This window comes from Bordetella genomosp. 5 (assembly GCF_002261475.1).
GTDB lineage: Bacteria > Pseudomonadota > Gammaproteobacteria > Burkholderiales > Burkholderiaceae_B > Bordetella.
On the sequence record NZ_NEVN01000002.1, the window covers coordinates 354,616 to 374,920 of the forward strand.

Genomic DNA, 20,305 nt, shown 5'->3' on the forward strand with positions numbered 1-20,305 from the left:
TCCGGAAGCGCAGGCGGCAAACGCTGCGTTTTCGCGCTATTCAGGTCCTTCATGCCGGAATTTCGCGTCTCGACACAAGCGACTCCCTATTGGCGCCGTAACGTGCGCCTGATCGCGTTGCTGCTCGCGGTCTGGGCCCTCGTCACCTTCGTGCCGGCCTACTTCGCCCGCGAACTCACCTTCTCTTTCATCGGCTGGCCGTTCTCGTTCTGGATGGCCGCTTACGGCGCACCGCTGGCCTACCTGATTCTTATCGGCATCTACGCCTGGGTCATGCGGCGCCAGGACGAGCGTGCCGATGACGAAGCCGCTCAGATCGACGTGCCGGAGGCCTCGCACGGGCCGTTCGACCCACGCACTGCCTCGCGGGAGCGCTGATGCCATTTAGCGGCAACACGCCCAAGGAATTCGAGCGCCGGCTGCGCAGCATCTACGTCCTCTATACGGCAGGGTTTCTGCTGCTGGTGCTGTTTCTCGCCCTGTTCGAAGTGATGGGCATGCCGCGCAACTGGATCGGCTATGTCTTTCTGCTGGTCACGGTGAGCCTCTATGCGGGCATCGGCATTGTGTGCCGCACCTCGGATCAGGTCGAGTACTACGTGGCGGGCCGGCGCGTGCCGGCCTTCTACAACGGCATGGCCACCGCGGCCGACTGGATGTCGGTCGCCTCGTTCATCGGCGTGGCCGGTACGCTCTATCTGTCCGGCTACGGCGGGCTGGCCTACATCATGGGCTGGACCGGCGGCTACGTGCTCGTGGCCTTGCTGCTCGCGCCATATCTGCGCAAGTTCGGCCAGTACACGATCCCGGATTTCATGGGGGTGCGCTACGGCGGCAATCTGCCCCGTCTCGCGGGCGTGGCCTGCGCCATTTTGTGTTCGTTCACGTATCTGGTCGCGCAGATCTACGGCGTGGGCATCATCACCACGCGGCTCACCGGCATCTCGTTCGAGCTCGGCATTTTCGTGGCGCTGGGCGGCATGCTCGTATGTTCATTTCTGGGCGGCATGCGCGCGGTCACCTGGACCCAGGTGGGGCAATACATCATTCTCGTGATCGCTTACCTGGTCCCGGTGATCTGGTTATCGGTCAAGCACACCGATACGCCGGTGCCGCAGATGTCGGCCGGGGTGATCCTGCAGGAGATCACCGAAAAAGAGGTCTATCTGCGCAACGACCTGTCCGAGCTCGAAGTGCGCAGGCTCTGGCGCGAGCGGGCCGCCGAAATGACGCAGCGGCTCGAGGCCCTGCCGGACTCGCTCGGCCGCGAACGCGACCGGCTGCGCAAGCGGCTGGCCGAGCTCACGGCCAGCGACGCGCCGATGGTCGAGATCCGTTCGCTCGAGCGCGAGCTGGCGGGTTATCCAGCCACGGCCGAGGACGCCCGCGTGCTGTGGTCGCAGGCGCGCGCCGCCTACGAGGCGCGCGGGTCGCCCCCCGTGCCGCATGCCGAGCCGTATCCCGCGGCCGATCCGCGCGAGCGCGAGGCCATGCGGACCAACTTCCTGGCACTGGTGCTGTGCCTGATGCTGGGCACGGCGGGCATGCCGCATATCCTGATGCGCTCGTACACCACGCCCTCGGTCGGCGACGCGCGCCGTTCGGTCTGCTGGTCGCTGCTGTTCATTCTGCTGCTCTACTTCATGGCGCCCGCGCTCGCGGTGTTGGTGAAGTACGAGGTCTATACCCAGGTCGTGGGCACCAGCTTTCTGAGTCTGCCGAATTGGGTCCACGCCTGGAGTGCCGTCGACACCAATCTGCTCGAGGTGCTCGACGTCAACCGCGACGGCATCGTGCAGCTGGGCGAAATCAATATGGGCGCCGACGTGGTGGTGCTCGCCATGCCGGAGATCGGCGGGCTGCCCTACGTGATTTCCGGCCTGGTCGCGGCCGGCGGGCTGGCCGCCGCGCTCTCCACCGCCGACGGCCTGCTGCTCACGCTATCGAACTCGCTGTCGCACGATATGGGCTACCGGGTGCTGGCGCCGCGCATGTCGGCCGCGCGCCGGGTGATGGCCTCGAAGATCCTGCTGCTGCTGGTGGCGTTCGGCGCGGCCTGGGTGGCGGCCCGTAAACCGGCCGACATTCTGTTCATGGTGTCCGCGGCATTCTCGTTCGCCGCGTCGTCGTTCTTTCCGGCGCTGGTGATGGGAATCTTCTGGCGCCGGGCCAACAAATGGGGCGCAACGCTGGGCATGGCCGCCGGCCTGCTCACGACCTTCGCCTATATGGCGCACACCCAGCCCTGGCTGCGCGAATGGGTCTTCGGCGTGTCGCGGGCGCAGCCCGTGGAGCTGTGGTGGGGCATTCAGCCGATCGCGGCCGGGGTGTTCGGCGCGCCGGTGGCGTTCCTCACGATCATCGTCGTGTCGCTGCTCACGCCCGCGCCCGACCGGGCCACGCTGGCCCTGGTGGATTATCTGCGCGAGCCGGGCAACGGACGTCCGCCGCGGTGAGGCAGGCCGGCCTTCGAACGCGAAGGCCGGGGCTCAGTGGCCCGCCGTTTTCGAGAACAGGTTGATCACGACCACACCGGCCACGATCAATGCCATGCCGACGATGGCGGCGGCATCGAGCGTCTGGCGAAACAGCACCAGCCCGACCAGCGAGATCAGCACGATGCCCACGCCCGACCAGATCGCGTAGGCCACGCCGACCGGTATTTCGCGCAGCGTGAGCGACAGGAAATAAAAGGCCACCCCGTAGCCGGCCACGGTGAGCACGGACGGCCACAGGCGCGTGAAGCCCTCGGAGGACTTCAGCGCGCTGGTGGCGATGATCTCGGCGATGATGGCCACGCCCAGGTAGACCCACTTCATTGCAATCATCGCTTTCTGCCTAGGCGCGGGGCGCTTCGCCCGACAGGCGCATCAGCACGAGCAGGGCGCCGGCGCCGCCTTCGCGCTCCATGGCCTCGGAGAAGGCCATCACTTCTTTTTTCTGGACCAGCCAGGTGCGGACCTTGTCCTTGAGCACGGGCTCCAGCCCCGACCCATAGCCCTTGCCGTGCACGATGCGCACGCAGCGGATTTCGTGCTCGAGGCATTCGTCGAGGAAGGACAGCACCGCGTGGCGGGCCTGTTCGACGCGCAGGCCGTGCAGGTCGAGCTCGGCGCCGACGCGCCACTGGCCCCGCTTCAGGTTGCGCGCCGTATCGGGGGCGGCGTCGTGCCGCACGAAGGCCGTGCCGTTTTCGCTCAGCAGATGCGCCACGTCGCCGCCGTCGGACACGCCCTGATCGGCCCGCCGCGGGGTTTCGCCCTGGGCATGGGCACGGCGCGAAGCCACGGCCTCGCTCAGCGCATCGGGCTTGCGCTCCGGCGCGGCGCGCCGGCCGCCGTCCTTGATGGGCGTGACCGACTGCATCGCGCGGCGGAACGACGCGAGGTCGTCGGGGGAGGAGAGCCTGGCGCGCTCGGCGGCGGCCACTTTCTCGGCGGCCTCCTTGCGCTGGCGTTCGTCGTTGAGCTGGGTCTGGAGCCGTTTGAGATCGGCCAGCCCAGCCTTATTCCCCCGCATTCTCCAGCCACCGTTGGGCGTCGAGCGCGGCCATGCAGCCGGTGCCGGCGCTGGTGATGGCCTGGCGGTAGACGTGGTCCTGGACGTCGCCGGCGGCGAACACGCCCGGCACGGAGGTCATGGTGGCCATGCCCTGCAGGCCGCTCTTGGTGACGATGTAGCCGTCCTTCATCTCGAGCTGGCCTTCGAAGATGCCGGTGTTGGGCTGGTGGCCGATCGCGATGAAGGCGCCGGTGACGGCCAGGTCTTCGGTTTCGCCGGTGTCGGTGTGGCGCACGCGCACGCCGGTCACGCCGGAGGCGTCGCCGAGCACTTCGTCGAGGGTATGGAACAGCTTGAGCTCCATGTTGCCGTTGGCGACCTTGTCCATCATCTTGTCGACCAGGATCGGCTCGGCGCGGAATTTGTCGCGGCGATGGATCACGGTGACCTTGCGGCAGATATTGGACAGGTACAGGGCTTCTTCGACGGCGGTGTTGCCGCCACCCACCACGACGACGTCCTGGTTGCGGTAGAAGAAGCCGTCGCAGGTGGCGCAGCCGGACACGCCACGGCCCATGAAGCTCTCTTCGGAGGGCAGGCCCAGGTACTTGGCCGAGGCGCCGGTGGAGATGATCAGGGCGTCGCAGGTGTATTGGTTGCCGGTATCGCCCGTGAGGGTGAACGGACGCTTGGAAAAGTCCACGCTGGCGATGTGGTCGAAAATGATCTCGGTGTTGAAGCGCTCGGCGTGCTGCTGGAAGCGCTGCATCAGCTCCGGACCCTGGACGCCGGCCACGTCGGCGGGCCAGTTGTCGACTTCGGTCGTGGTCATGAGCTGGCCGCCTTGGGCCAGGCCGGTGACCAGCACGGGGTTGAGATTGGCGCGGGCGGCGTAGACGGCGGCGGTGTAGCCGGCGGGGCCGGAACCGAGAATCAGTACTTTGGCGTGTTTGGGCGTGGACATGACGAGTATCTTTAGAAGGATGCCCAATTATAATGAGGCGCATGCCCCGTATTTCCAATGCCTCCCCACGCGCCTCGCGCAACACCCGTAACGGGCCCTCTCCCTTGCAGACGCGTATTTCGGCGTTGCTGCGCGAGGCTCGCTGGATCCTGTTCGCCGCGCTGGCCGCCTGGCTCACGCTGGTTCTGGCCACCTGGAACGCCGCCGATCCCGGCTGGTCGCACTCGGTCTCCACCGGCTCGATCCACAACAAGGGCGGCACATTAGGCGCCTATCTCGCCGACATCCTCCTCTATCTGTTCGGATTTTCCGCCTGGTGGTGGGTCGTTCTGCTGCTGCACCGGGTGCGCGCGGGCTACCGGCGCCTGGCGTCGCAGCTGCGCGTGCCGGCCACCGGCAGCGGTCGTCAGCCCGAGGTCCTGCCCCGGGTGCACTGGGAAGAGGGCATCGGTTTCGTGCTGCTGCTGGTGGGTTCGCTGGGCATCGAGGCCCTCCGCTTGTACAGCTGGGGCATGCATCTGCCCGGCGGTACCGACGGCGAGAGCGGCGCGGGCGGCGTGATCGGGCAGATGCTGGCCGGCGCCCTGGCGCGCGGCGTGGGCTTCACCGGCGGCACCCTGGTGCTGCTGGTGATGGTGGCCGTGGGCATGAGCCTCTTTTTCTCGTTCTCCTGGCTGCAGGTCGCCGAACGCGTCGGCGCCTGGATCGAAGGGCTGGTGCGCCAGGCGCGCGAGGCGATCTCGGCACGCCAGGACCGCAAGGTGGGTGAGGTCGCCCAGGCGGAGCGCACCGAGCAGGTCGTGGCTAAACAGGAAAAGCTGGTGCACGAGCAGCCGGTGCGTATCGAGCCCGCCATCACCGTGGTGCCGCGCTCCGACCGGGTCGAAAAAGAAAAGCAGCAAAGCCTCTTCGCCCCGCCGGCGGGCGAGGGCGATCTGCCGACCATCAGCCTGCTCGATCCCCCGCTCGACCAGCAGGAGACGGTGTCGGCCGAGACCATCGAGTTCACCTCGCGCCTCATCGAAAAGAAGCTGGCCGACTTCGGCGTGTCGGTCACGGTGGTGGCGGCGCAGGCCGGTCCGGTCATCACGCGCTACGAGATCGAGCCCGCCACGGGCGTGAAGGGCAGCCAGATCGTGAACCTCGCCAAGGATCTGGCGCGGGCGCTGAGCCTGGTGAGCATCCGCGTGGTCGAGACCATCCCGGGCAAAAACCTGATGGGCCTGGAGCTGCCGAACCCGCGGCGCCAGATGGTGCGGCTCTCCGAGATCCTGGGCTCGCAAACTTATCATTCGAGCCACTCGCCGCTCACGATGGCGCTGGGCAAAGACATCGCCGGCAATCCGGTCGTGGCCGATCTGGCCAAGATGCCGCACGTGCTGGTCGCCGGTACGACCGGCTCGGGCAAGTCGGTCGGGATCAACGCCATGATCCTGTCGCTGCTCTACAAGGCCGATGCCAATCACACCCGCGTGATCCTGATCGACCCCAAGATGCTCGAAATGAGCGTCTACGAGGGCATCCCGCATTTGCTGGCGCCGGTGGTCACCGACATGCGCCACGCCGCCAACGCGCTCAACTGGTGCGTGGGCGAAATGGAAAAGCGCTACCGCCTCATGAGCAAGATGGGCGTGCGCAACCTGGCCGGCTACAACACCAAGATCCGCGACGCCATCAAGCGCGAAGAGCCTATCCCCAACCCATTCTCGCTCACGCCCGACGCGCCCGAGCCGCTCAACACGCTGCCGCACATCGTGGTGGTGATCGACGAGCTGGCCGACCTGATGATGGTGGTCGGCAAGAAGATCGAAGAGCTGATCGCGCGCCTGGCCCAGAAGGCCCGCGCGGCGGGGATCCACCTGGTGCTCGCCACCCAGCGTCCCAGCGTCGACGTGATCACCGGCCTGATCAAGGCCAACATCCCGACCCGGATCGCGTTCCAGGTGTCGTCCAAGATCGACTCGCGCACCATTCTCGATCAGATGGGCGCCGAAACCCTGCTCGGCCAGGGCGACATGCTTTACATGCCGCCCGGCACCGGCCTGCCGGTGCGCGTCCACGGCGCCTTCGTCCACGACGACGAAGTCCATCGCGTGGTCGAGTACCTGAAGGCGCAGGGCGAGCCCAACTATGTCGACGGTCTGCTCGAGGGCGCCGAAGGCGAGACCGGCGAGGGCATGAGTTCGGTCACCGGCATGGGCGACGCCGAGTCGGATCCCATGTATGACCAGGCCTGCGAAGTGGTGCTCAAGCACCGCCGTGCATCCATCTCGCTCGTTCAGCGTCACCTGCGGATTGGTTACAACCGTGCCGCACGGTTACTCGAGCAAATGGAGCAGGCAGGTATGGTGTCTCCCATGCAGTCAAACGGCAACCGGGAGATCCTGGTGCCGGCCCGAGAGGAAGCCTGATGCGCAATCGTATGTCCGCCGCCCTGCGCGGCACCCGTTTCGGCCTGGCGGCGCTGCTCGCCAGCGCAGCCCTGCTGCCGGGCGTCAGCCTGGCCGCCGACGCCCAGGCGCAGTTGCGCGCCTTCGTCGACACCGTCAAGACCGCGACCGGCAACTTTACCCAGTCCACCGTGGGTGCGCAGGGCCGCACGCAGCCTGCCCAGTCGGGCACGTTCGCGTTCCAGCGACCCGGCAAGTTCCGCTGGGCGGTCAAGCAGCCGTACGAGCAACTTATCGTGTCGGATGGCAAGCAGGTCTACCAGTACGACCCCGATCTCGCGCAGGTCACCGAGCGCAAGGTCGACCAGGCCATCGGCACGTCGCCGGCGGCGATTCTGTTCGGGTCGGGCAATCTGGAGCAGGCGTTCAACGTCACGCCGATGCCGGACCGCGATGGCATGCAATGGCTGCGTGCCAAGCCGCGCAACGCCGATGCGGGTTTTTCGCAGGTCGATATCGGCCTGAAAAACAACCTGCCGGCGCGCGTGGAGTTGCTGGATTCGTTCGGCCAGACCACCCGGGTCGAGCTCTCGGGGATTCAGTCCAACGCCACGATTTCGGCGGATACCTTCGCCTTCACCGCGCCCAAGGGCGTGGACGTCGTGAAGATGTGATCTGACCTGCGCGCGCATGCCAGAGGCATGCGCGCCGGGGCTGGCGCGGCCAGCCTCCACCTGCCGGGCGCCGTGTCGATCACGCGCCCGGTTTTTTATACGCCACGCATTCCACTTCAACCTTGGCGTCGATTACCAGGCGCGACTCCACGCAGGCACGCGCGGGGGGATGGTCGCCGAAGTACTCGCGGAACACCTTGTTGAACGCCGCGAAATCGCGCGGATCGTCGAGCCAGACGCCGCAGCGGATCACGTTCTCCGGGCCGTAGCCGGCTTCCTGCAGGATGGCCAGAAGGTTGCGGATGGCCACGTGCGACTGCGTGACCACGCCGCCTTCGACCACCTCGCCGTTTTCCATGGGCACCTGGCCCGACACGTACAGCCAGCCGTCGGCCTGAACCGCGCGTGCGAACGGCATGTTCTGGCCGCCCTGGCCGGTGCCGCCGGACACGCCGTAGCGGATGATGCCGTTGGCGTCGGCGGCGGGAGGGGTATTGCTCATGGAATTCTCCTTCAGGATAAGTCGGGGGCGGCAAAGCCCGCGCGCAGGTCGCCCGCGCGCGGCAGCCAGCGTCCGGCGCGTCGCGGGCCGGGCTGGCCATCACGATACGACAGGACGCCGTTGACCCACACGCCGGCGATGCCGGCGGCGGGCTGCACCGGGGCGCGGAAGGTGGCGGTGTCGCGGATGGTGGCCGGGTCGAACAGCACCAGATCGGCGTGCCAGCCCGCGCGGAGCTCGCCCCGCTCGGCCAGGCCGAAGCGGCGGGCGGACAGGCCCGTCATCTTGTGCACGGCTTCCTCGAGCGGAAACAGGCCGAGGTCGCGGCTGTAATGGCCGAGTACCCGCGGAAATGCGCCCCACAGGCGCGGATGGGGCAACGGATCGTTCGGCAGGCCGTCGGAGCCGACCATGGTCAGGCGGTGGCGCAGGATGCGCTGCACGTCGTCTTCGTGCATGCCGTGGTAGACGGCGCCGGCGGGCTGCAGGCGCCGCGCCGCGTCGAGCAGCGGCAGATCCCACGCGGCTGCGATGTCGGCGAGCGTGCGGCCGGCCATCTCGGGATGCGGCGTCGACCAGGTGATATCGATCTCGAAATCGGTCGTGACCTGTTTGAGGTCCAGCGTGGACGAGCTGGCCGAGTAGGGGTAGCAGTCGCAGCCCACCGCCTGCATCTTGCCGGCGGTGTCCAACAGGGACAGCACTTCCGAGCTGCGGCCCCAGTTGCCCGCCCCGGCGCATTTCAGATGCGACACGATGACGGGCACGCGGGCGTGCACCGCGATGTCGAAGGCCTCCTGCATGGCCTCGAGAATCTCGGCGAACTCGGAGCGCAGATGGGTGGTGTACAGCGCCCCGTGCGCGTCCAGCTCCGTCGCCAGCGCCTTGACCTCGTCGGTGCTCGCTTCGAAGGCCGACGCGTAGGCCAGACCGGTGGAGAGACCGATGGCGCCGTGCTCCAGGGCCTCGCGCAGCTGCGCGCGCATGGCGTCGACCTCGGCGGCGGTGGCGCCCCGGTCGAGGCGATCCATGTGGTTGCTGCGCAGCGCGGTGTGCCCGACCAGCGCGGCCACGTTCACGGCGGGCTGGGCGGCATTCACCGCTTCGGTATAGGCCTTGAAGGTGGGGTAGCGGAAATCCTGCGCGCCGCCCAGCAGATTCATCGGGTCGGGTGGCTCGCCCTTGAGCGTGACGGGCGAGGCGCTGATGCCGCAGTTGCCCACGATCACGGTCGTGACGCCCTGCGTCAGCTTGGGCAGCATCTGCGGCGCGCGGATGACGTTGGTGTCGTCGTGGGTGTGCACATCGATGAAGCCGGGGGCGAGCACGAGGCCCGCCGCGTCGATCTCGTCGCGGGCACGGGCGCCCGATAGATCGCCGATGGCGGCGATACGCCCATCCGCCAGCGCCACGTCGGCGTGGATCGCGGGCGCGCCGGTGCCGTCGAGCACGCGCGCGCCGCGAATCAGGGTGTCGTACATCGTGTCAATCTCCCAGCGGCAGCCGGTTGGGGCCGCCGCGGTATTCGTCGAGCGCCAGCTTGATGCGGCGCAGCCGCTCCTGCGTTTCGTCCTGGCGGGCCAGCGCGAGCTCGGTGGCGAGCAGGTCGATCGCGAGCAGCATGGCGTAGCGCGAGGCGGAAGGCTTGTAGATGAAATCGGTCTCGTCGGCGCGCACCGGCAGTACCACGTCGGCCATGCCTGCCAGCGTGGAGTCGGGGTCGGTCAGCGCCACGACGCGGGCGCGGTACTGCTGCACGATGCGGGCGGCCGCCAGGATCTCGGGCGTGACACCCGATACCGACAGAAAGATCACCGTGTCGCGCTCATCGAGCGTGGACGCGACCATGCGCATCAGCACCGCGTCGCTATAGGCGGCGATCGGATAGCCGAGCCGCACCAGGCGCGACTGCATTTCCTGCGCCAGCACGGCGGACGCGCCGCCCATGCCGAACACGTAGGTCATGCGCGCCGCGCCGATGTGGGCCGCGGCGCGTTCGAACAGCGCTTCGCTGAAGAGCGAGAGATGCGCGCGCAGGGTGGACTCGATGTCGGCGCACAGGCGCGCGTAGAAGGTGCTCTCTTCTTCGGGCGCGGCGCGATCGAGAAAGCGTTCGCCGATGGCGCTCGCCTGCGCGAGCCGCAGCTTCAGGTCGCGGGTGTCGTCGCAGCCGGCGGAGCGCGCGAACCGCGAAATGGTGGCGATGCTCACGCCGGACTTCTGGGCCAACTGGTCTACCGTGGCCGAGGCGGCCCAGGCAATGTCTCCCAGGATCGCGTCGGCCACTTTGCGTTCGGTGGCGCTCAGGCCGTCGCGGCAGCTGCGGATTTGATAGACGATGTCGCGGTGGGAGTTCATGCGTGGGTTTCCGTAATCTTGCGGGCGAGGCTCAGGCACCGATCTGGTCGAGGCGAACGCAGGCCGCATAATGACCCGCGCCCAGATCCTGATCGGGCGGGGGCGCGCTGGCACAGACGTCGGCGGCGTGCGGGCAGCGCGTGCGAAACACGCAACCCGACGGCGGATTGACCGGACTCGGAATTTCGCCCTTCAGGAGAATACGCGAACGCGGTGCGCGGGGATCGGGCACGGGCGCGGCCGACAGCAGGGCCTGGGTGTAGGGATGGCGCGGATTCGCATAGACCTGGCGGGTCGGGCCGCGCTCCATCACATGCCCCAGGTACATCACCACCACCTCGTCGCAGAGGTAGTCGACGACGGCCAGGTCGTGCGCGACGAACAGCATGGTGAGGCCGAGGTCGCGTTGCAGATCTTGCAGCAGATTCAGCACCTGCGCCTGCACCGAGACATCGAGCGCGGACACCGGTTCGTCGGCCACGATGAAGTCGGGTTGCACCGCCAGGGCGCGGGCGATGCCGATGCGCTGACGCTGGCCGCCCGAGAACTCGTGCGGATAGCGGCGGCGGTGCTCGCCGTTCAGGCCCACGCGTTCGAGCAGTTCGCGGATGCGCTCGTCGCGGCGTTCGCGCGCCAGGCCGTGCGTGTCGAGCGCCTCGCCCAGAATCTCGGCCACCGTCATGCGCGGATTCAGACTGGCATACGGATCCTGAAACACGATCTGCATGCGCTTGCGCCACGGCAGCATCTGCTTTTCGGAGAGCTGGGTGATGTCGTGGCCGTCGAACACGATGCGGCCGGCGGTGGGGGCGAACAGCCGCAGCAGCGCGCGGCCGGTCGTGGTCTTGCCCGAGCCGGACTCGCCGACCAGGCCCACGATGCTGTTGCGCGGCACGGAGAAGCTCACGTCGTCGACCGCGCGCACGACCGGGGCGTTGCGGCCCGAACCGGTCGGGAAATGGACCTTCAGGCCCTCGACGCGCAGCAGCGGTTCCTGCGCCTTGGGAGCGTGCGTATCGTTCATGCGGCGGTTACCTTGATGCAGCGGGCGCGGTGCTCGCCCTGAACGCGGATGAGTTCGGGCACGTGCTGCGTGCATTCGCTCGAGGCCAGCGGGCAGCGCGGCGCGAAGGTACAGCCGTCGGGCAGCGCCAGCACGCTGGGCACGTTGCCCGGAATCGGCGCCAGCCGCTGGCGCGAGGCCAGCAAGGCGGCCGTGGGAATGCAGGACAGCAGGCCGCGCGTGTACGGATGGCTGGGGCGGTCGAAGAGCTCGTGCACGCCGGCGTCTTCGACGACGCGGCCGGCATACATCACGGCCACGCGATGCGCGATCTCGGCCACCACGCCGAGGTTGTGCGTGACGAACAGAATGCTCATGCCCGTCTCGGCCTGCAGGCGGCGCAGCAGGTCCAGGATCTGCGCCTGCACCGTCACGTCGAGCGCGGTGGTCGGCTCGTCCGCGATCAGCACCGCCGGATTGCAGGCCAGGGCCAGCGCGATCATCACGCGCTGGCGCATGCCGCCCGACATCTGGTGGGGATACTCGTGCACGCGGCGCGCGGCGGCGGGGATCTCGACCCGCTCCAGCATCTCCTGCGCGCGTGCCATCGCGGCGGCGCGCGTGCCGCCTTCGTGCAGCAGCACGGCCTCGGCGATCTGATCGCCCACCGTGTACAGCGGATTGAGACTGGTCATCGGCTCCTGGAAGATCATGGCGATCTCCGCGCCGCGGATGCGTTGCAGGGTGGCCGCGCTGGCGTGCGCGAGGTCGTGCTCCACGCCGCGCCGATCACGGAAGCGGATCGAACCTCCCTCGATCCGGCCGGCCGGCTTGGGCAGCAGACCCATGATGGACAGGCTGGTCACCGACTTGCCGGAGCCCGATTCGCCCACGATGGCGAGGGTCTCGCCACGGGCGAGGTCGAAGGTCACGCCGTCGACCGACTTGGCCACGCCGTCGCGGCTGTGGAACCAGGTTTGCAGTCCTTGCACGGACAGCACGATATCTCGTTGGCTGGCGCTCATGCTTACAGCTCCTTGCGCAGACGCGGATCCAGCACATCGCGCAGCCCGTCGCCGACGAGTTGCAGCGACAGCACGGACAGCACGATGGCCACGCCGGGGAAGATCATGATCCAGTCGGCCGAGCCCATGTATTGCTGGCCGGCGTTGATCATGGTGCCCCAGGTGGGAATGTCGGGCGAGACGCCCACGCCCAGAAACGACAGACCGGCTTCGGCCAGGATGGCGTAGGCGAAGATGAACGTGCCCTGCACCAGGATGGGCGACACCAGGTTGCGCAGCACGTGCACGGTCACGATGCGCCAGGTCGGCACACCCAGGGCGCGCGCCGCCTCCACGAACGGCAGTTCGCGAATCACCAGTGTGGATGCCCGCACGATACGCGCCAGGCGCGGCGTGTAGACGATGCCCAGCGCGATGACCACGTTGATGAGCGAGGGGCCGAGCGCCGCGACCAGCGCGATGGCCAGCAGGATGTCGGGAAAGGCCATCATGGCGTCGATGAGCCGCGACACGAACTTGTCGGCGCCGCGGAAGAACCCGGCGATCAGGCCCAGCGCGATGCCGAGCACGCTGGACAGCACCACGACCGCGAAGCCCACCGACAGCGAGAGGCGGCCACCGTGCACCACGCGACTGAACACATCGCGGCCGAAGTCGTCGGTGCCGAACCAGTTCGTGGCGCTCGGCGCCTTGAGCCGGTTCATGATCGACAGCTTGAACGGGTCGTGCGGGCTGATCCAGGGCGCGAGCAGGGCGGCCGCGACCAGCACGATCAGTACGATCAGGCTGATGAGCACGGTCTTGCGCGCCACCAGCAGTTTGAGCAGTTGCCAGCGATCGTGACCGGCATCCATGGTTTGCGTTGCGATTGCCATATCAGTAGCGCACCCGGGGGTCGACCACGAGGTACAGCAGGTCGATGAACAAGTTGATGAGCACGTAGATCGCGGCGATCACGAGCAGGGCGCCCTGGATCACCGGGTAGTCGCGGCGCAGCACCGCGGACACCACCAGATTGCCCACGCCCGGCAGGCCGAACACCGTCTCGGTGACCACCGCGCCGCTGATGAGCAGCGCGGTGGTCAGGCCCAGCACGGTGAGGATCGGAATCAGGGCGTTGCGCACGGCGTGCTTTAGCACGACGCGATGCTCGGGCAGGCCCTTGGCGCGCGCCGTGCGCACGTAATCGTCGCGCAGCACGTCGAGCATGCTGGCGCGGATGAAACGGGTGATGAGCGCCGAATTGACCAGGCCCAGCACCACGGCGGGCAGGATCAGGTGCGACAGACGGGTGCCGATCGAGGCATCGGGGCCGCCATAGCCCGCCACCGGCAGCCAGCCCAGTTTGACCGAGAAGATCTGCATCAGGATCAGCCCCAGCCAGAAGCTCGGCACGCTGGAGGTGAACATCGAGAACGTCAGGACCGACTGGTCGAGCGCCGTCCCTCGCTTCACCGCCGAAAGAATGCCCACCGGCAACGCGATGGCGCTGGCGATGAGTAGCGACATCAGCGTGAGCCAGAAGGTCGGCTCGGCGCGGTCGGTCAGTGCCGACAGCACGGGCTTGTTCAGAAAGATCGATTGGCCGAGATCGCCCTGCGCGAGTTGGCCGAGCCAATGCACGTACTGGACCGGCAGCGGCTGATCGAGGCCCAGGCGCGCGCGCAGGGCCGAGATGTCGGCCTGGCTGGCTTCGGGGCCGAGCATCACGGCGGCGGGATCCCCCGGCGTGACCCGGATGATGATGAACACGATGGTGGCCACGATGAACATCACCGCGACCAGGCCCACCAGCCGGTTCAAGAGATAACGCAACACGGAAACTTCCTCATTCGGTCGACGCGCGTAGCGGGGGACTGCGGGGCGAGGCGCCGGTCCGGAGACCGGCGCCGCCGTTCACGACGGCTTTTGCGACAGGGCGCGCGCCTTACTTGCCGGCGGCCTTCCAGGCATTCCAGAAGTATGGCCACGGCGCGGGACGGGTGCCTTGCAGGGCGGGCGAGCGCGCCGACTGCGCGTTGAAATCGCCGACCTTGATGAAGGGCACTTCGTCATACACGGCCTGCTGCACATCCGCCCAGCGCTTCACGCGCTCTTCCTGCGTGCCGGCCTGGTTGAAGGCGTCGAGCACCTGATTGCGGCGCGGCGTGTCCCACCAGCCCGGGGCGTCCTTCGACGGGAAGTCGATCAGCGCGGGTTCGGGCAGGAAGGGGCTGTGCGTAATGAAGATGTCCCACAGGGCGGGATCCTGACGGCGCTGCGTGAGCGTGGCCCAGTCGACCACCTGCATGTCGACCTTGAAGCCGGCGGCCTTCAGATACTCGGCCGCGACCAGCGCCATCTTGTAATGGAACTCGTACTGCTGGCTGGTGAGGATGCGGATGGTGCGATCGGACACATTGGCGCCGTCCACGAGCTTCTTCGCGCCGGCGGCGTCGCCCTTGTTGTAGAACTTGTCGCCCAGCTTGGTGGCCCAGGGGTAGCCTTCCGGATAGAGGTCGCCATTCAGACGGTAGAACTCTTTTTTGCCGAACGCCGCGAACAACATGTCTTCTTCGTTCAGCGCGAGCTGCACGGCCTGGCGCACCGCCAGGTTCGACATGATGCCCTGCTTGGTGTTGAGCACCAGGCGCGGCCAGCCGAACGGCCGCAGCATCACCGGATCGGAGCGGCCGCTCTTGAGCTTGTCGATCGACTCGACCGGCAGCGAATCCACATAATCGAACTGGCCCGCGACGGCGGCCTCGACCCGCGTGTTCGCATTGCTCACCGGTACGAAACGGATCTCGTCGAGATACTGCTTGCGTGCGCCGCCGTAGCCATCGGGCTCGCCCGGGCGCGATTGATAACCGTCGAAGCGCGTGAGCTGGATGTATTGATCGGGCAGGCGCGCCTTCAACTGATAGGGGCCGGTGCCGACGAACTCGGTGAGTTGCGGCGCGATCTTGCCCTTGGGCAGCACGATGGCCGCGCTATTGTTCATGGCCAGCAGCGCGGTGAGCGGCGCGTAGGGCTGCTTGAGCGTGATCTTGATCGTGTTGGCGTCCGGTGCCTCGATCGCGCTGATGAGCTTGGCGGCCGACTTGCCGCGCGAAGCCACTTCGGTCCAGCGCTTGAGCGAGGCCAGCACGTCGGCGGAATCCATCTTCGCGCCATCATGGAACGTGATGCCCTGACGCAGCGCGATGGTGTAGGTCAGACCATCCGCGCTGATCTCGGGCATCTTCTCGGCCAGCAGCGGCGTGAGGTTCCACTTGCCATCGAAGGTGTAGAGCGTCTCGAAGATATGCTGCGAGACGATGCCGACCAGATCGGCCGTGCTGGTCATCGGATCGAGCGTGGGCGGCTCGCCGATGGTGGCGACCGAGATGGTGCCGCCTTTGACGGGATCGGCCGCGAGGGCCGGCGTGGCATGCAGCGACAGGCCGAGCAGGCCGGCCAGCAACAGGCGGCCAAAGCCGCCCGCGGGGCGGGTGGTGCGCAGATTCATGGGTGGTCTCCAGGGAGGGACTACAACAAACTGCCAGGGTCAGAAATAGGTCTCGGCGACACCGGTGACGTTGTGGTCGTCGTCGATCATCAGGATCTGGCGCCACTTGTCGAATGTGAGGCAGGGGTGCGAAATGTCGAAGGCGATCATGTCGCCGACCACGATGTCATCGCCGGCTTCGATCTCCATGAAGGCGTGCTGATCCATCATGGCGGTGAGTTTCCAGTGCGCCGGCGCGGCGCGCGGTTTGTCGGGCGTCGCGCCGGGGCGATACACCGTGGCGGGCACCGGCAGGCCCGCGTCGAAGGCGGCATCGCGCTTGCCCAGCGCCACGATCGCGCGGCGAGCCTCGGGCACCGACTGGACATAGGCCCATACCTGCAGCGCGGGCTGCAACCCGGGGGCGAGCCGTTGCGCCACCGGGTTGTGCGCGCCGATGCGCTCGGCGGCGCTGCGGTAAATGCCCACGTCATGGCTGAGATAGCAGCCGGGGCGCAGCACGATATCCAGCGGCTGGCCGATCTCCAGGCCCGACCATGCCTCGGCGACCACGTCGAACCAGGCCGAGCCGGCGCCGGTGAGCAGGGCCGGGCCCGCCTGATGCAGGCGGCCCGCGTCGGCCAACGCGCGCAGCGTGGACGCGGCCCGCGCGAGAAACGCGCGGATGGCGCTCTCTTCCTGCAGCACGCCTTCGTAGACCTCCACGCCTGCCAGGGCCAATGCACCGGGCCACTTGGCGAGCTCGTCGAGCACGGCCTGCAACTGCGCGTCGTCGCGCACGCCGTTGCGCCCGCCCGTCACGCCGAGCTCGATGAGCACGGGCAGCGTCTGCCCCGCGGCCTCGAAAAAGGCCCCAAGCTGGGCGACATTGGCCGGCGAATCGACGAGGCAATAGAAACTGAATTCGGGATCGCGCAGCAGGCGGGCGATGATGGCCATGTTGGCCCGGCCGACCAGCTGGTTGGCCATCAGGACGCGGCGCACACCGTGGCGGTAGGCGGCCTGCGTCTGCGGCGCGGTGGCCAGCGTGATGCCCCAGGCGCCGCTGTCGATCTGGCGGCGAAACAAGGTCGGGCTCATGGTGGTCTTGCCGTGCGGCGCCAGCTTGACGCGGTACGCTTCCATGAACTGCTGCATCCACTGCAGGTTGTGCCGCACGCGGCTCTCGGACAGCACGGCGACCGGCAGGCTCACGTCTTCCGCCAGCAGATTCCAGCCCAGGTCGGCGACCTGGGCGTTGGTACAGGCGGGGTCGAACAGTCCCAGGCCTTTGCCGTCGGCGTCGAGGGGGAGCGGGGTCGGCAGGGAAGTCGCCATGGGATGCGTCCTTGAAAACTTTTACCAATAAATGGCCTGAATAAAATTATCCTGAAAATAATTTACAGGCGGGAGCTGGGATTTTCCCTAGGACCGGTTGGGGCTCATGGTGTAATGAGGGGCTACGGCTGCGGCCGGGTTTTCTCGTTTTTCTGCTGTCGCCCATGAGCAACGATCTGTTCGATGCCGATCCCACCCATCGGCCCTATGTGCCGCTGGCCGAACGCCTGCGGCCGCGTACGCTGGCCGACGTGGTCGGGCAATCGCATCTGCTCGGTCCGGGCAAGCCGCTGCGCGTGGCCTTCGACTCGGGCCGGCCTCACTCGATGATTTTCTGGGGACCACCGGGGGTGGGCAAGACGACCCTGGCGCGCCTCATGGCGGATGGTTTCGACGCGCAGTTCATCGCGATTTCCGCGGTGCTGGGTGGCGTGAAAGACATCCGCGACGCCGTCGTCACCGCCCAGGTGGCGCAGGGGCAGGGCCGCCGCACCATCCTGTTCGTGGATGAGGTGCACCGCTTCAACAAATCGCAGCAGGACGCCTTCCTGCCGTATGTCGAGAGCGGCCTGTTCACCTTCATCGGCGCCACCACCGAAAACCCATCCTTCGAGGTGAACTCGGCACTGCTGTCGCGAGCGCGCGTCTACGTGCTGCAATCGCTCAACGTCGAAGAGCTCACGCAGCTGGTCGAGCGCGCCGTGGCGTCGTTCAACCAGAGCCGCGAAGAGGCGCCCGTCACGTTCGACGCCGAAGCCGTGCAACAGCTGGCCGCGTGGGCCGATGGCGACGCCCGCCGCGTGATCAGCGCGGTCGAGGTGGTGGCCGAATCCGCCGAGTCCGCCGGCCATCGCCTCGTCGATCCGGCCTGGCTCGAAACGGCGCTCTCGCAGAACCTGCGTCGGTTCGACAAGGGCGGAGACGCGTTCTACGACCAGATCAGCGCGCTGCACAAGTCGGTGCGCGGCTCGGCGCCCGACGCGGCGCTTTATTGGCTGGCACGCATGCTCGATGGCGGCGCCGATCCCAAGTATCTGGGCCGGCGCATCGTACGCATGGCGATCGAAGACATCGGTCTGGCCGATCCGCGTGCCACCGAGCTGGCCGTGAGCGGTGCCGACATCTACGAACGCCTGGGCTCGCCCGAGGGCGAGCTGGCGCTGGCGCAGGCGGTGGTCTACATGGCCTGTGCGGCCAAGTCGAACGCCGTCTACAACGCCTACAACACGGCGCGCAAGTTCGCCGCCGAGCATGGCAGCGCGCCGGTGCCCATGCATCTGCGCAATGCGCCCACCAAGCTCATGAAGCAACTGGGCCATGGCCACGCCTATCGCTACGCCCACGACGAGCCGCACGGCTACGCCGCGGGCGAGAACTATTTCCCCGATGGCCTCAATCCGCGCTTCTATCGGCCGACCGATCGCGGGCTGGAGGCTAAAATCCAGCAGAAGCTGGCGTTCCTGCGCGAGCTCGACGCGCAAGAGCGCGACAAGAAGCGCTGAAGCACCCGCTTTCGCGCCCAATCAACCTAAGACCCAAACCATGCTAGATCCGATACTGCTGCGCAAAGACCTGCAAACCGTCGTGGACCGTCTCCAAAGCCGAGGCGTCTCTTTCGACACGGAACGGTTCAACGACCTGGAGTCTCGCCGCAAGGCCGTCCAGACCGAAACCGAATCCCTGCAGGCCCGGCGCAACGCATTGGCCAAGCAGATCGGCCAGCTCAAGGCCAAGGGTGAAGACGCCTCCGCCGTGATGGCCGAGTCGCAAGCCGTGCCGGCCCGCCTGAAGCAGCTCGAAGAAGAGCTGAGCCTGCTGCAGCAACAGATCAACGAGCTGCTGATGTCGGTGCCCAACCTGCCGCACGCGAGCGTGCCGGTCGGCAAGTCCAGCGACGACAACGTCGAAGTGCGCCGCTGGCTGCCCGCGGCCGCCGGCCCCGACGGCAATCCGGCGCCGCTGGGTTTTGCGCCGCAAGACCACGTTGCGCTGGGCGAGCCGCTCGGTCTGGATTTCGACACGGCCGCCAAGCTGTCGGGTGCCCGTTTTTCGTTCATGCGCGGCCCGATCGCCCGCCTGCATCGCGCCCTGGCGCAGTTCATGCTCGACCTGCAAACCGGCGAGCACGGCTACACCGAGTGCTATACCCCTTACATCGTCAACAGCTCCACGCTCTACGGCACCGGCCAGCTGCCCAAGTTCAAGGACGACATGTTCGCGGTCTCGAAGGGCGGCGGCGATGACGATCCCAAGGTCGACGAGCACGGCAATGCCTTCGTGCGCGAAGACCAATACCTCATCTCCACCTCCGAGATCACGCTCACCAGCGTGGTTCGCGACAGCATCGTGGCCGGCAACGATCTGCCGATCCGCATGACCGCGCATACGCCGTGCTTCCGCTCCGAAGCGGGTAGCGGCGGCCGCGACACGCGCGGCATGATCCGCCAGCATCAGTTCGACAAGGTCGAAATGGTCCAGATCGTGGCGCCCGATCAGTCGTACGACGCGCTCGAGCAGATGTGCGGCCACGCCGAACAGGTGCTCCAACGCCTGGGCCTGCCGTACCGCGTCATGCTGCTGTGTACCGGTGATATGGGCTTCGGCGCCACCAAGACCTACGACCTGGAGGTCTGGCTGCCGGCACAGAACACCTGGCGTGAGATTTCGTCCATCTCGAACTGCGAAAACTTCCAGGCTCGCCGGATGCAGGCGCGCTACCGTCCGACGCCGCAGGCCAAGCCGGAGTTCGTGCATACGCTCAACGGCTCCGGCCTGGCCGTGGGTCGTGCGCTGGTGGCGGTGCTCGAAAACTACCAGCAGGCCGACGGCAGCGTGGTGGTGCCCGAGGCGCTGCGTCCGTACGTGGGTGGTCTGACCGTGCTCAAGACCTGATCCGCTCAGCACCCGCAGCACCCGCAGCACCACGCAGCACCATGCAGAGCCCGGAGAATTTTCTCCGGGCTTTGTCGTTTTGGCACGCCGCGAGGGCAGGGCGCGGCACGCGGCGTGCGTATCGGGCGATGCAGCGCGCACGATTTCACCGATTTGTACTGATTTTCGTCAGGGAAAACGCGGTCAGGC

18 protein-coding genes are annotated in these 20,305 nt (G+C 67.2%); 6 read left to right on the forward strand and 12 right to left on the reverse strand.

What is annotated here, in order from left to right; translation table 11 throughout:
- Window positions 1–51 precede the first annotated feature (51 nt).
- Both CEK29_RS05245 and CEK29_RS05250 read left to right on the forward strand, forming a co-directional pair.
- Window positions 52–378 (forward strand): DUF4212 domain-containing protein, encoded by a 327-nt coding sequence (locus CEK29_RS05245; RefSeq protein WP_094857504.1) that lies wholly within the window; start codon window positions 52–54, stop codon window positions 376–378.
- On the forward strand, window positions 378–2,456 hold the full coding sequence (locus CEK29_RS05250) for a sodium:solute symporter family protein (protein WP_094857505.1): 2,079 nt from the start codon (window positions 378–380) through the stop codon (window positions 2,454–2,456). The genes CEK29_RS05245 and CEK29_RS05250 overlap by 1 nt, the downstream gene beginning before the upstream one ends.
- Before the next feature lie 33 nt (window positions 2,457–2,489).
- On the opposite strand, the gene CEK29_RS05255 is transcribed toward CEK29_RS05250, so the two are convergent.
- The 3 genes from CEK29_RS05255 to trxB are packed head-to-tail and all read right to left on the reverse strand — an operon-like array spanning window position 2,490 to window position 4,465.
- Window positions 2,490–2,819 carry a DMT family transporter gene (locus CEK29_RS05255; protein WP_094799690.1) on the reverse strand — a complete coding sequence of 110 codons (330 nt, stop codon included), beginning with the start codon at window positions 2,817–2,819 and terminating at the stop codon, window positions 2,490–2,492.
- A 19-nt stretch (window positions 2,820–2,838) separates the two neighbouring features.
- Window positions 2,839–3,519, reverse strand: a complete 681-nt coding sequence (locus CEK29_RS05260; protein ID WP_094799689.1) for a Smr/MutS family protein — start codon at window positions 3,517–3,519, stop codon at window positions 2,839–2,841.
- On the reverse strand, window positions 3,506–4,465 hold the full coding sequence (gene trxB, locus CEK29_RS05265) for a thioredoxin-disulfide reductase (protein WP_094799688.1): 960 nt from the start codon (window positions 4,463–4,465) through the stop codon (window positions 3,506–3,508). Before trxB ends, CEK29_RS05260 begins: the two co-directional genes overlap by 14 nt.
- 41 nt (window positions 4,466–4,506) lie before the next feature.
- On the opposite strand from trxB, the gene CEK29_RS05270 reads away from it, so the two are divergent.
- Together CEK29_RS05270 and lolA are read left to right on the forward strand one after the other, a co-directional pair.
- Complete coding sequence (locus tag CEK29_RS05270; RefSeq protein WP_094857506.1) at window positions 4,507–6,876, forward strand: DNA translocase FtsK; 2,370 nt, start codon at window positions 4,507–4,509, stop codon at window positions 6,874–6,876.
- Window positions 6,876–7,529 carry an outer membrane lipoprotein chaperone LolA gene (gene lolA, locus CEK29_RS05275; RefSeq protein WP_255176076.1) on the forward strand — a complete coding sequence of 218 codons (654 nt, stop codon included), beginning with the start codon at window positions 6,876–6,878 and terminating at the stop codon, window positions 7,527–7,529. The genes CEK29_RS05270 and lolA overlap by 1 nt, the downstream gene beginning before the upstream one ends.
- A 79-nt stretch (window positions 7,530–7,608) precedes the next feature.
- Here the strand turns inward: lolA and CEK29_RS05280 are convergent, their stop codons facing one another.
- The 9 genes from CEK29_RS05280 to CEK29_RS05320 all read right to left on the reverse strand — a co-directional run bounded on the left by CEK29_RS05280 (window position 7,609) and on the right by CEK29_RS05320 (window position 17,224).
- On the reverse strand, window positions 7,609–8,031 hold the full coding sequence (locus CEK29_RS05280) for a RidA family protein (protein ID WP_094799686.1): 423 nt from the start codon (window positions 8,029–8,031) through the stop codon (window positions 7,609–7,611).
- A gap of 11 nt (window positions 8,032–8,042) precedes the next feature.
- Complete coding sequence (locus CEK29_RS05285; RefSeq protein WP_094857507.1) at window positions 8,043–9,512, reverse strand: N-acyl-D-amino-acid deacylase family protein; 1,470 nt, start codon at window positions 9,510–9,512, stop codon at window positions 8,043–8,045.
- Between the two features lie 4 nt (window positions 9,513–9,516).
- Complete coding sequence (locus CEK29_RS05290; protein ID WP_094799684.1) at window positions 9,517–10,389, reverse strand: MurR/RpiR family transcriptional regulator; 873 nt, start codon at window positions 10,387–10,389, stop codon at window positions 9,517–9,519.
- 31 nt (window positions 10,390–10,420) lie between these two features.
- Window positions 10,421–11,413: an ABC transporter ATP-binding protein gene (locus CEK29_RS05295; RefSeq protein ID WP_094857508.1), complete on the reverse strand. Its 993-nt coding sequence runs from the start codon at window positions 11,411–11,413 to the stop codon at window positions 10,421–10,423.
- A complete protein-coding gene (locus CEK29_RS05300) occupies window positions 11,410–12,417 on the reverse strand; it encodes an ABC transporter ATP-binding protein (RefSeq protein ID WP_094857509.1) in 1,008 nt (335 codons plus the stop codon). The genes CEK29_RS05295 and CEK29_RS05300 overlap by 4 nt, the downstream gene beginning before the upstream one ends.
- A 2-nt stretch (window positions 12,418–12,419) precedes the next feature.
- Window positions 12,420–13,292 (reverse strand): ABC transporter permease, encoded by an 873-nt coding sequence (locus CEK29_RS05305; protein WP_094857510.1) that lies wholly within the window; start codon window positions 13,290–13,292, stop codon window positions 12,420–12,422.
- Between the two features lies 1 nt (window position 13,293).
- Complete coding sequence (locus tag CEK29_RS05310) at window positions 13,294–14,235, reverse strand: ABC transporter permease (protein ID WP_094857511.1); 942 nt, start codon at window positions 14,233–14,235, stop codon at window positions 13,294–13,296.
- Window positions 14,236–14,344: 109 nt separating this feature from the next.
- Window positions 14,345–15,907: an ABC transporter substrate-binding protein gene (locus CEK29_RS05315; RefSeq protein WP_094799679.1), complete on the reverse strand. Its 1,563-nt coding sequence runs from the start codon at window positions 15,905–15,907 to the stop codon at window positions 14,345–14,347.
- A gap of 39 nt (window positions 15,908–15,946) precedes the next feature.
- Window positions 15,947–17,224: an amino acid deaminase gene (locus CEK29_RS05320; protein WP_094857512.1), complete on the reverse strand. Its 1,278-nt coding sequence runs from the start codon at window positions 17,222–17,224 to the stop codon at window positions 15,947–15,949.
- 164 nt (window positions 17,225–17,388) lie between these two features.
- Here CEK29_RS05320 and CEK29_RS05325 point away from each other — a divergent pair, with 164 nt between their 5' ends.
- Together CEK29_RS05325 and serS are read left to right on the forward strand one after the other, a co-directional pair.
- Window positions 17,389–18,726, forward strand: coding sequence for a replication-associated recombination protein A (locus CEK29_RS05325; RefSeq protein WP_094800191.1), 1,338 nt, complete (start codon window positions 17,389–17,391; stop codon window positions 18,724–18,726).
- A 40-nt stretch (window positions 18,727–18,766) separates the two neighbouring features.
- Window positions 18,767–20,116 carry a serine--tRNA ligase gene (gene serS / locus CEK29_RS05330; RefSeq protein ID WP_094857513.1) on the forward strand — a complete coding sequence of 450 codons (1,350 nt, stop codon included), beginning with the start codon at window positions 18,767–18,769 and terminating at the stop codon, window positions 20,114–20,116.
- Window positions 20,117–20,305 lie beyond the last annotated feature (189 nt).